9 protein-coding genes are annotated in these 11,740 nt (G+C 67.3%); 6 read left to right on the top strand and 3 right to left on the bottom strand.

The genetic code is table 11. The features are described 5' to 3' along the window. Window positions 1-127 precede the first annotated feature (127 nt). The 4 genes from ACYVAN_RS23950 to ACYVAN_RS23935 are packed head-to-tail and all read left to right on the top strand — an operon-like array spanning window position 128 to window position 5,635. Window positions 128-1,426, top strand: coding sequence for an enolase C-terminal domain-like protein (locus tag ACYVAN_RS23950; RefSeq protein ID WP_460963379.1), 1,299 nt, complete (start codon window positions 128-130; stop codon window positions 1,424-1,426). Between the two features lie 56 nt (window positions 1,427-1,482). After that, window positions 1,483-2,670, top strand: a complete 1,188-nt coding sequence (locus ACYVAN_RS23945; protein WP_460963377.1) for an L-talarate/galactarate dehydratase — start codon at window positions 1,483-1,485, stop codon at window positions 2,668-2,670. Between the two features lie 39 nt (window positions 2,671-2,709). Beyond that, window positions 2,710-4,221 (top strand): malate dehydrogenase (quinone), encoded by a 1,512-nt coding sequence (mqo, locus tag ACYVAN_RS23940; RefSeq protein ID WP_460963375.1) that lies wholly within the window; start codon window positions 2,710-2,712, stop codon window positions 4,219-4,221. Between the two features lie 7 nt (window positions 4,222-4,228). Continuing rightward, the gene (locus ACYVAN_RS23935; RefSeq protein ID WP_460963373.1) at window positions 4,229-5,635 is read left to right on the top strand and encodes an FAD-binding oxidoreductase; all 1,407 of its coding nucleotides are present in this window, start codon (window positions 4,229-4,231) and stop codon (window positions 5,633-5,635) included. A 373-nt stretch (window positions 5,636-6,008) separates the two neighbouring features. Here ACYVAN_RS23935 and ACYVAN_RS23930 read toward each other — a convergent pair whose 3' ends face one another. From ACYVAN_RS23930 to ACYVAN_RS23920, 3 genes are all read right to left on the bottom strand, one after another. Then, window positions 6,009-6,836 (bottom strand): MOSC domain-containing protein, encoded by an 828-nt coding sequence (locus tag ACYVAN_RS23930; protein WP_460963371.1) that lies wholly within the window; start codon window positions 6,834-6,836, stop codon window positions 6,009-6,011. A gap of 168 nt (window positions 6,837-7,004) precedes the next feature. After that, on the bottom strand, window positions 7,005-8,054 hold the full coding sequence (locus ACYVAN_RS23925) for an alcohol dehydrogenase catalytic domain-containing protein (protein ID WP_460963369.1): 1,050 nt from the start codon (window positions 8,052-8,054) through the stop codon (window positions 7,005-7,007). Continuing rightward, window positions 8,054-9,454, bottom strand: coding sequence for an Nramp family divalent metal transporter (locus tag ACYVAN_RS23920; protein WP_460963367.1), 1,401 nt, complete (start codon window positions 9,452-9,454; stop codon window positions 8,054-8,056). The genes ACYVAN_RS23925 and ACYVAN_RS23920 overlap by 1 nt, the downstream gene beginning before the upstream one ends. A gap of 68 nt (window positions 9,455-9,522) precedes the next feature. Here ACYVAN_RS23920 and ACYVAN_RS23915 point away from each other — a divergent pair, with 68 nt between their 5' ends. Continuing rightward, window positions 9,523-10,260, top strand: a complete 738-nt coding sequence (locus ACYVAN_RS23915) for a GntR family transcriptional regulator (protein ID WP_460963365.1) — start codon at window positions 9,523-9,525, stop codon at window positions 10,258-10,260. Window positions 10,261-10,664: 404 nt separating this feature from the next. Further along, window positions 10,665-11,705 carry a C40 family peptidase gene (locus tag ACYVAN_RS23910; protein WP_460963363.1) on the top strand — a complete coding sequence of 347 codons (1,041 nt, stop codon included), beginning with the start codon at window positions 10,665-10,667 and terminating at the stop codon, window positions 11,703-11,705. Window positions 11,706-11,740: the final 35 nt, after the last annotated feature.

Below are 11,740 nucleotides of genomic sequence, written 5' to 3'. Positions count from 1 at the left end.
GCGGCGGTGCCGGTGGAACGACGGACGGTGCGTTCCCCGAAACGGCGCGCTCCCCGAACACGCCGTCCGATCCGAACAACCGGGAAGAGTCAGCCACCTCCAGCAAATACCACGGGAGAAACTCTCCATGCACGAGCGATCGATGGTCATTTCCGAGGCACGTGTGACGCCGATCTTGGTCGGTGACGCACCGCTGCTGAATCTCCAGGGTGTGCACCAGCCCTACACTCCTCGCTGCGTCATCGAAGTCGTCACCGAAGGCGGAGTCATCGGTCTCGGCGAAACCTACGGCGACCAGGAGCATCTGGCGGCGTTGCAGACCTTCGCCGCGCACCTGTCCGGCCACCCCGTCACCGCCTCCGCCCGGCTGTGGGACCTGGCAGCCGACATCCTGCGTCCCGAGACCGTCGAGGCGCACCTCATCAGCGAACGACCGGACCAGGCGATGTTCGGCCGCAGGAACCTCGACAAACTGCACGGGATCGTCGTCTCGGCCTTCGAGGTGGCCCTGCTCGACGCGCTCGGACGCACCGTGGGGCTTCCCGTGCACGCCCTGCTCGGTGGGAAGGTCCGCGACCGGGTCGACTACGCGGGCTACCTCTTCTACCGGTGGGCCGAACATCCCACGGTGCACGCCCCGAGCGACGACTGGGGCGCGGCATTGGACCCGGACGGCATCGTCCGCCAGGCCGAACGCATGGTGCGTGAGCACGGATTCCGGTCGTTGAAGCTCAAAGGTGGTGTGTTTCCACCCGACGAGGAGATCGCCGCCGTCACTGCTCTGCACCAGGCCTTTCCCGACCTACCCGTCCGGCTCGATCCCAACGGGGTCTGGTCGGTCGACACCGGCACCAAGGTCGCCGAAAGCCTGCGGGATGTTGTCGAATACCTCGAAGACCCCTGCACCGGTACCCCAGCCATGGCCGAGGTCCATCGACGTGCGCAGCTTCCGCTGGCGACCAACATGTGCGTCACCACCCCCGAGGAGATCCCCGAGGCTTTCACCGCCGAAGCCGTCCAAGTCCTGCTCTGCGACCACCACTTCTGGGGCGGACTGCGGGCCACCCAGCACCTCGCCGCCATCTGCAAGACCTACGGCGTGGGACTGTCGATGCACTCCAACACCCACTTGGGCATCAGTCTCGCCGCCATGACACACGCCGCTGCCTGCGTACGCGGTGATCTACACGCCTGCGATACCCACCGTCCGTGGCAGGCCGAAGACGTGGTGACCCAGCCGCACCGGTTCGACGGCGGGGCCGTCACGGTATCGGACGGGCCGGGACTGGGCGTGGAGCTCGACCGCGAGGCGCTCGCTCACCTGCACGAGCGCTGGCTCAACAGCGATGTACGCGCGCGGGACGACGTCGCCGCGATGCGAGTGGCGATGCCGCACTGGACCATGCCGCCGATACCCCGCTGGTAGCCAGCTCCGCACCATCCCGAGAACCCGTGCACCGGTTCCCAACGAAAGAAGATCACATGACCACCACCGGAATCCACGACACCGAATCAGCCGCCACCGCAACGGACGAACCCACGACCGACCGCATCACGTGGGTACGTCTGTCCTTGGTGCACCTGCCGCTTGCCACACCGATCAGTGATGCCAAGGTGCTCACCGGACGCCAGAAACCACTCACCGAGATCGCGGTGCTGTTCGCCGAGATCGGCACCGAAAGCGGCCGGGAAGGTCTCGGATTCGGCTACTCCAAACGCGCCGGTGGTGCCGGACTTTACGCCCACGCCACCGAGATCGCGACCGAGTTGATCGGCGAGGACCCCCACGACATCGGACGCCTCTGGCAGAAACTCGTGTGGGCAGGCGCCTCCGTCGGCCGCAGCGGCCTGGCCACCCAGGCCATCGCGGCCTTCGACATCGCGCTGTGGGATCTCAAGGCGCGCCGTGCCGCGCTTCCGCTGGCCAAGTTGCTCGGCGCCCACCGCGATTCCGTCGCCTGCTACAACACCTCTGGCGGGTTCCTGTCCATGTCCGTCGAGGAAATTTTGGAAAGCGCAACGGCATCGCTCAGCCGTGGCATCGGCGGGATCAAGATCAAAGTGGGGCACCCGGATTCCGCCGTCGACATCCGACGAGTGGAAACCGTCCGCGAGCACCTGGGCGAGACCGTGCCACTCATGGTCGATGCCAACCAGCAGTGGAACCGCGCCACAGCACAACGCATCGGACGCGCTCTGGAAACTTTCGATCTGACCTGGATCGAAGAGCCCGTCGATGCCTACGACACCGAGGGGCACGCCGCCCTCGCAAGCAAGCTCGACACCCCCGTGGCAACCGGTGAAATGCTCACCAGCGTCGGCGAGCACCGAGAACTGCTCCGGGCCGGAGCCTGCGACTTCGTCCAGCCCGATGCGCCGCGAGTCGGAGGTATCACACCGTTCCTTCGCATCGCCGCGCTCGCCGACGAACACCACCTCGACATGGCACCGCACTTCGCCATGGAGATCCACCTGCACCTGGCCGCCGCTTACCCGCGCACCACCTGGGTCGAGCACTTCGAATGGCTCGAACCGCTGTTCAACGAACGCATCGAATGCCGCGACGGCCGCATGGTGGTGCCGGACCGTCCCGGTCTCGGGCTCTCACTCAGCGACCAGAGCCGTGCCTGGACCACCGAACAATCGACCGTGGGCCACCACACCGCCTGAGCAGTCCGCGGGGTCATCCGACGGGAGGGGCAACGACCCGTGTCCAAAAACGAGCCGACCGAGCACTGGGACGTCGTCCTCATCGGAGGCGGAATCATGAGCGCGACGCTGGGCGTACTGCTCAGCGAGGTGCAACCGGACTGGCGGATCGCCGTCGTCGAGCGGCTCGACGACGGCGGGATGGAGAGCTCGAACGCCCGGAACAACGCCGGCACCGGTCATGCCGGGCTCTGCGAGTTCAACTACACGCCGCGCAGGCCCGACGGCACAGTGGACGCGTCCAGCGCCGTTCGGGTCGGCGAGCAGTTCGCGGCCTCCCTGCTGTTCTGGTCTCGTCTCGTGGAGCGGGGTGTGCTGGGGCCGCCGGAGACGTTCATCCGCTCGGTCCCGCACCTGAGCTTCGGCGTTGGTGCGGACAGCGTGGCGTACCTGCGCGCCCGGTGGGAGGCGCTGCGGGACCACCCGCTCTTCTCCGACATGGAGTTCAGCGACTCCCCCGATGCCGTCGCCTCCTGGCTGCCGTTGATGTCCGAGCACCGGACGGGCGACGAAACAGTGGCACTGACCAGGGCGGGCCAGGGCACCGATGTCGACTTCGGCGCCCTGACCCGGCAGTTGCTGTCGGTCATCGAGGAGCGTGGCGGCACCGTCCACACTCACCGGCACATAACGTCCCTGCATCGCCGAGGGAAGCACTGGCAGCTGGAGGTCCGCGACCGCGGGAGCAACCGGCGCGGGCGGCTGCGGGCACCATACGTCTTCGTCGGCGCCGGCGGCGGGACGCTGCCACTGCTGCAGGCGGCACGGGTCCCCGAGACCCGGCGGTACGGCGCCTTCCCCATCAGCGGCCAGTTCCTGCGGACCGATCGCCCCGAACTCGTGGCGGCGCACCGAGGCAAAGTGTACGGCCACGCGGGTCGGGGGGCTCCTTCGCTCTCGGTCCCCCACCTCGACCTGCGGGTGATCGACGGGCGCGAGTCGCTGCTGTTCGGCCCGTTCGCGTCCTTTTCGCCTCGTTTCCTCCTCCGCGGCCGGCTGACCGACCTCCCGCGCTCGGTGCGCCTCGGCAACCTGCCCGTTCTCCTGGCCTCCGCGCGGGACAACCGCTCTCTGCTGACCTACCTCGTCCGACAGGTGACCCAGTCGGCGGAGGCTCGGATGGCCGCGTTGCGGCGGTTCGTACCGGCGGCCCGGACGGACGACTGGAGGCTGGTCAACGCCGGCCAGCGGGTGCAGGTCCTCAAGAAGACCGACGGCCGGGGCACACTGATCGGGTTCGGCACGGAGATCGTCACCTCCGCGGGTGGGTCGCTGGCCGCGCTGCTCGGTGCCTCACCCGGTGCCTCCACCGCCGCGTCCACGATGCTCGACGTACTCGCCGCGAGCTTTCCGCAGCGGATGCCGGAGTGGGCGCCCCGGCTGGACCGACTGGTGCCGTCCGCGCGGACGCTCCGAGAGCGCGACCCCGGCAGCCTGACCGAGGAACTGACGCGGGCCCGCCAGGTTCTTGGGCTGGCCCCGCTGAGCACCACCACCCATAGGCAGGAGTGACGGACTCGTGATCGCCGATTTCACCACCCGGCTGCGCGACATCGTCGGCTCCAGCGGTCAGGTCAGCGACCCGGACGGTTACCTGACCGATTGGCGCAACGCGTACTCCGGTACCGCCACCGCCGTCGTACGGCCGGGCAACACCGCCGAAGTCGCCGCGGTGGTCGCGCTGTGTCGGGAAGCCGGTGTCGCCGTGGTGCCGCAGGGCGGCAACACGGGCCTGTGCGGCGGCGCCGTCCCGGACTCCTCCGGCCGCCAACTGGTGCTCTCCCTGACCCGCATGCGGCGGATCCGCGATCTCGACCCCGCTGACCAGACCATCACCGCGGAGGCCGGCGTGGTCCTGCGGTCGGTGCAGGAGGCCGCGGCTGCGGCCGGTCGATTGTTTCCGCTGTCCCTGGGTGCGGAGGGCAGCTGCACGATCGGCGGCAACCTCGCGACCAACGCAGGAGGGACGGGCGTCCTGCGCTACGGCACGATGCGTGACTTGACGCTGGGGCTGGAGGTGGTGCTTCCGGACGGGCGGATCTGGAACGGGCTCCGAGGTCTGCGGAAGGACAACACCGGCTACGACCTCAAGCAGTTGTTCGTCGGCGCGGAGGGCACGCTCGGCGTCATCACGGCCGCCGTGCTGACGCTTCACCCCGCCGTCCGCAGCCGAGTGACGGCGTGGGTCGCCCTGCCGGATCCGCAGGCGGCGGTCGATCTCATCGGTGTCCTGCGGGGGCTGGGTGGTGACCGGCTGGCCGGATTCGAGATCATGTCCCGGCAGAGCGTGGAGTTCGTGCTGCGTCACTCGCCGGGTGCGCGCGACCCGTTCGCCGATGCCCACCCCTGGTACGCGCTGGTGGAACTGAGCGACACGCTGCCGGATGCCGGACTCGACGAAGTGCTCGAGCGCGGATTGGCGACCGCCTTCGAACAGGGTGCGGTGGTGGATGCGGTGGTGGCCTCCGGCTCGGCACAGATCGCCGCCTTGTGGGCGCTCCGCGAAGGCATCTCGGAGGCGCAGAACCACGAAGGCCCCAGCCTCAAGCACGATGTCACCGTGCCGGTCGGTCGCATCCCCGAGTTCGTCGGGCGGATCGATCGGGACCTTGAGCGAGTGGTCCCCGGCATCCGGATCGTCGCGTATGGCCACATCGGCGACGGGAACCTGCACTACAATCTGAGCAAGCCTGTGGGTGGTGACGACGACGAGTTCCTGGCCCGGGCCGATGCCCTCGCTCGCGCCATCTACGACGTGACGGCCGCGTTTGACGGCAGCATCAGTGCCGAGCACGGCTTGGGGCAGTCGAAGCGGGAGAGCATCGCCGACTACAAGCCCGATCATGAGCTGGACATGATGCGTGGACTCAAGCAACTGTTCGATCCGGACGGACTGATGAATCCGGGGAAGGTGCTACCCGGCTGACGTACGAGGTTCGACGCGAAGTGGAAACTCGAACCGTGAGAACCACCGATGTTCCGGTTGGGGTAGGTATGCGGCCTGCCTGGATCGAGCAATCGATATTCGGAGGCGTGACGAATCCTCGGCATGAGCACAGGCAGAAGTGGAATCGGAGTCTCCTCCGCCGGCCACTACATCGAGTGCCGCGCCACCGATCGCTCCAGCTACGCCCAGACCGCCCGCAGGGTCCCGGCCGATTCCGGGTGGGGCCACCGGTCAACATTCGGTGTTCTGCACCGCACGCTGAAAAGTGCGGGACTCGGGCAATCCCGCCGAGGAGTTCGCGCGAGGCACGCCCCACACACAGAACTTGCAGGCCACCGGCTGCCGGAGCTGCTCACAGTTCGGAAGAGGACCACGAGGTGACGTCGACTTCGTCCCCGACGGCGAGTGTGCCGGGGTGGACCACGGCGAACTTGGTTCCGAACGCGACGCCACCCTGCGCGGTGCGGCGATAGTCGGCGAGAGTTCGCAAGGGTTCCCGGCTGGATTTGATCGCTGTGCGTTGGTCGATCATGGTCACCGCGCACCGGATGGCGAGCTTGCTGAAGGCCAACTCGGTGTCACCGATGACCACCGAACGTACCCGGTCTTCGATGTGGGGTTCGTTCCATCCTTCGACGACGATATTGGCGCGAAAACGTTCCATCGTCACCGGCTTGGCACTCGTTGCGAGGATGCGCTCGTTCAGCGCGCTCAATGACGCTTCGACAGTCAGGTGCACAGGGCTGCTGTCGGCATATGCGGAGGTGGCAGGCGTATGGCCGTCGACGAAGCGGTTGTGTTCCGGAGGCACTCGCACCAGTCTGCTCGGTGCGCCGAGCGCTTCGGATAACCAGTCGGCAACCGTCTCCCCCTGGTCGATGCCGGTATAGGCAGCGTTGAACAGCTTCACGTGGCGGCGAGCTCGTTCGACATCGATGTCGATGCGGATCGCCTCGAAGCCCTCCCCACGCAGTGTCAGCCGCGCGCCGTCCGCGCTGACCTCGGGTTGGATGAGCGCCAACCGCGGATCCCGGCGCTGACTTCGGAAAACACCGTTCTCGTCGACAACCATGAAACTACGATCATGCTGAAGACCCGCCGGCGTCATGGTCGCCGTGGACAAGGACGTACCAGCGCAGCCCTTGATCGGGTAAGCGTTCAGTTGCGCAACTTTGACCACGTTCTGACGCTATACCGCGACGCGATCCTTGTCAGAGGCAATTCGACCACCAAGTCTCATGTCGCCCACATGCGCGGGCACGCTCCGTGGAGATCTCCATGCACACCGTCGGAAAGTATGTGTCGATCCGGGCACGTCCCCCGCGACGGCGGGGGACGGTTCCGGCGCCTACCCGTCCAACCCCGCGGGTGTTTCTCGGGGGTCTACCTGCTGGATACAGTCGATGACGGTCTTGAGCCCCCGCCCGCTCGCGGCGCAGTCGAAGGCCTCCTGAGACCGGGTCAGCGGAAAGCGATCGGTGACCAGCGACGCGACTTCGACCGCACCGCGCGCCACGAGATCCGTCGCGGTCGAGAAGCCGGCCGCATACCGGAACGTGCCCACGAGGTCGACCTCGTGGCGCTGCACCTGGCTCAGCGCCACGGCACTGTCGGCGGCCGGCATCGTGCCGACCAGCACCACCCGGCCACCGGGGGTCGTCGCGGCCAAAGCACCCGCGAGCCCGCCGGCAGAACCTGAGCACTCCAGGCTCCGGTCCATGCGCAGCCCGTGGAGTTCCTCGGTGAGCAGGGCGCGTTCGACACCGAGTGCACGGGCGGCGTCCAAACGCCGCGGGTCCACGTCACTGATCGCGACCTCGCGTGCACCCCAGGCCCGCGCCACCTGCGCGACCAGCAGACCGACCGGGCCCGCACCGGTGACCAGCACCGACTGGCCGGGAGTGAAGTCGGCGCGCCGCAGCGCGTGCACCGCCACGGCCAGCGGCTCCAGCACGGGGATCGCGAACGGTTCCAGAGCTTCCGGTGCCGGGTGCAGCTGGGCAATGGGAGCCGTGACGTAGCCGGCCAGTCCTCCGTCTACGGGCGGGGAGCCCAGACAGGTGCTGTGCGGGCAGAGGTTGTAGCGACCGGCAACGCAAAGCACGCAAGTCCGACACGGTGCGGCGGGCTCGACGACCACGCGACGTCCCACCAGGTCGTCCGGTGTCCCGGAACCGGTCTCGACGACCGTTCCGCCGATCTCGTGACCGAGCACCGCGGGTTCTCGCAGTACGTTGGTGCCGTTTCGCCCCTCGCGGTAGTAGTGCAGGTCCGATCCGCACAGACCGACCGCTTCGACCTTCACCAGCGCCGCACCGGTCCCCGCGCGCGGAACTTCACGCTGCTGCACCCGCAGGTCCTCGGCACCGTGCAACACCGCTGCGTGCATTCGGGTCATCAAACCGTCCCTCCGAGTGCGCCGACCGCCGTGTAGACCCCGAGCGCGGCGATGAGCAAGCTGCTGGTGACCAAGGCCGCGGTGAACCACGCTCCCCCGCGGAGTTCGACCTCCACCTCGGTTCGGCGCAGGTACCACGTGGCGACCGTGACCGCGATCAGGAACAGCCCACCGATGAAACCACCGGTCTGAATCATGAACACCGGCGCGGCGAAGAACAGGTACGCGCCACCCCACGCGATCGGAAACAGCACGGTGAACACCCGCATCCATTTCTGTCGCTGCGCGGTGTCCCGCCAGTCGAACACGCCGCACAGCGATACGGCGTTGGTGGCGACCCGCGCCCAGCCGGGCAACGCGGCCCACAGCGTCGAGCCGAGCACGGCCACCGCTCCCAGCAGGAATGCGCTGCTCGCCCACTCGCCGAGGGTGTCGGTGTAGATGTGCGAGAGCGTGGTGATCATGGCGTTGCCCTCGGGAACCAGGCCCGCCGGGTGCAGCACCGCCGCCCCCATGATGAAGAACGCCATGGTGCCCACGGTGTAGACCACCCAGGAGACCATCGCGTCCTTGTACATCACCCGGATCCACCCCTGGGCGCGGCGTTTCCACTCGTCGCTGCCGTCGTTCGGACCAACCCAGCGGGCGTAGCCCTTCTCGATGCACCAGTAGGTGTAGTAAGTGATCTCGTCGGAGGTCACTCCGGTCAGTCCGAACATCGCGACGGCAGCTCCGACCGCGCCCGCGGGTAATGCGAACTGCATCCCCGCGCCCAAGTCGTCGAGTCCGTAGCCGATTCCGGTCGCCGGAAGCCCGAACGCGATGGCACAGGTGATCAGCACGAACAACACGGTGAGTCCGACCGCGCCGCGTTCGATCAGCGAGTACTTGTTGGAGTACAGCGACACGATCGCACCGATGACCACCACGGCGGTCCAGATCGCCAGTGAGGGCAACTCGAGCGGACCGGACGCGAGCGGGAACAGGATGCTCAGCGCCGCGGCGAGACCTCCCACGACACCGCCGACCTGGAGGACCTTGACCAGGGCCATCAGCATCCATATGAGACTGACCCAGCCGAGGCGGCCGAATCGCGGCGGAACCTTGTTGTAGCCCTCCAATGCGGGCTGACCGGTGACGATCGCCCACCGACCCAACTCGACCTGAACCGCGACCTTGAGCAAGGTGCTGACGATGACCAGCCAGAGCAGAACGAAGCCCGCTTCGGCCCCCAGCGCGGTGGTGGCGATCAGTTCTCCCGAGCCGACGATCGACGCACTCAGGATCAGCCCCGGGCCGAGGAAGCGCAGTGACCCCCGCCATCCAATGGGTGGCTCTTTGATGTCGGCCGGCCGCAGAAGATAGGGATCCCGCGATTCGACGCCTGTGTCGGTACTCAACGCGACCTCCATGTGGAGTACTAGTATATTAGTGACACGGAACCACACGCCGCAATAGGATTCAAGACATGAACACTGGGCAGAGAAGCCGCGGCACCACCACCACCAGGGATGTGGTCATCGCAGACCTGCGGCGCCGGATCCTGGACCTGACTCTGCCGCCAGGGAGTGCCCTCGCGGAGAACGAGCTGGCCAAGGAACTCGCGGTGAGCCGCACACCCGTGCGGGAAGCGCTGATCCTGCTCGTCAACGAAGGACTCGTCGAGATCTACCCGCAGATGGGAACCTTCGTCTCGCGGATCGACCCGGCCGCCGTCGCCGACTCCCAGTTCATCCGGGAAGCGCTCGAACTCGCGTCCCTGCGCGAGCTGGTGCCTGTGATCGAACCCGCGCAGATCACGCTCCTGCGCAGCACCTTGGCACAACAACGTTTCGCCGTGGACGCGGTCGACGTCGACCAGTTCTTCGAACTCGACGAGCGGTTCCACCGCACCATGATGGAACTGGGCGGCCACGCATCGGCATGGACCGTGGTCGGATCGGCCAAGGCACACCTCGACCGTGCCCGGCGGGTCTGCCTGCCCATGTCGGACACTCTCGAACGGATGCTGCAGCAGCACACCGACATCGTCGATCAGCTCGCCGCGGGCAACCTCGATGATGCCGATCACTCCCTGCGCTCCCACCTGCGCGAGGTGTTCCGCGACATCGACGCCGTCAAGTCGATGGCACCGCACTACTTCACCAACCACGACCAACAGCTCCCCCGACGCGCCAACGCCAAACGCCCCGAAACGTCGAGCTGATCGGCACAACGAGAAAGCATCCAGTCCTATCTGGACGCGAGTTCGCCGCGAGTGTCGGCCTCGTGACGCGGAGTGGCCAGTCCTGAGTCTCCGACTCGATTACCGGTGCCGTGAGCGCGAAATCACTTCGGCGGCCCGTGCTCGATCCGTACATCAGTGCCCAGGGCAAGGTGCGCCGACCGGCCGACGTGCTGCGCGGAACCGGGCCCCTGGTCGCTTACCGCGCCTGGACGGCCGATTCCACGTTTCATAGCCTGTGCTCGGCCTCGCTCGATCGGTGACCCGCACAAGACGGCGTCGCCAAGACTGCGAATCGGCGAGTCGAGGAGCGTGTCGATCTTCGTGCACACCTCCTCGACGCCGCACGACCCGTCCCCGAGCCCGAGATGAAGGATGTGCTTGACGTGGCGCCGAAGCGACTGAATCGGACCGCCCGCGGCGCCTTGGCGGTCACCGCCGTCGCCGCGGCAGTGGGTGCGAGTTCCGTCCCCGCACTCGCAGATCCGGACCTTCCGGACAGCGCTTCGGCGGCGCAGCAGCAACTTCGCGACCTCTCGCGGCAAGCCGAAGTAGTCACCGAGGAGTACAAGCAGGCCGAGGACGACCACGCGGCAAAGCAGGCCGAGCTTGCCCAGGCCACTGCGGACGCGACCAAGGCGGAACAGGTCTCCCACCAGTCGCGGCTGACCGAGGAGAAATTTCGCGGCCAGGTCGACCGGTTGACCCACGCCTCCTACCAGGGCGCGCGGATGAACAAGCTCTCCGCCCTGCTGGTGAGCGAGAACCCGAACGACTTCCTGGACCGCGCGTCCACATTGGATGTCCTGGCCAAGGACAACAACGAAGCGATCACGCGCCTGTCCGACGCCACGCAGCGCGCCGAGGAAGCCGAACGGCGGGCGCACGACGCCCACAACCGCGCGGCGGAGGCCGAAACCGACGCCGCTCGGATCAAGGACGAGATCGCCGGGAAGAAGGCCACCATGGATGACCAAGTGGCCAAGGTCAAGCAGCAGTACAACAGGCTGAGCCAGCAGGAACAGGACGCCCTGTCCGGAGACGGAACCAGCGTCGGTTCGATCGCCGGGTCCGGTGCCGCCATCGAAGCCGTGAACACAGCCCTGGGCAAGCAGGGATCGCCGTACGTCTTCGGCGCCAAGGGCCCGTCGAGCTTCGACTGCTCGGGCCTGGTGCAGTGGTCCTACGAGCAGGCCGGAGTGGACCTGCCCGCGTCCACGAAGACGCAGGTCAAGGCGGGTCGCGGTGTCTCCCGGAGCCAGCTCCGGCCAGGCGACGTGGTCTTCTACTACAGCTCGGCCAGCCACAACGGGATCTACATCGGTGGCGGCAACGTGGTGCACGCACCGACCGAGGGCCAGGACGTCAAGGTGGAAAGCATCGACGACATCGGCGACATCAACAGCATCCGCCGCTACGCGGGTTGAGCACGCCTGCCCGCTCCCGGAAGTCGACGCGTTCG

This window comes from Parasphingorhabdus pacifica (genome assembly GCF_054779195.1).
The sequence above is the reverse complement of the archived record's forward strand: the minus strand, read 5'-3'. Positions and strand labels throughout refer to the sequence as shown.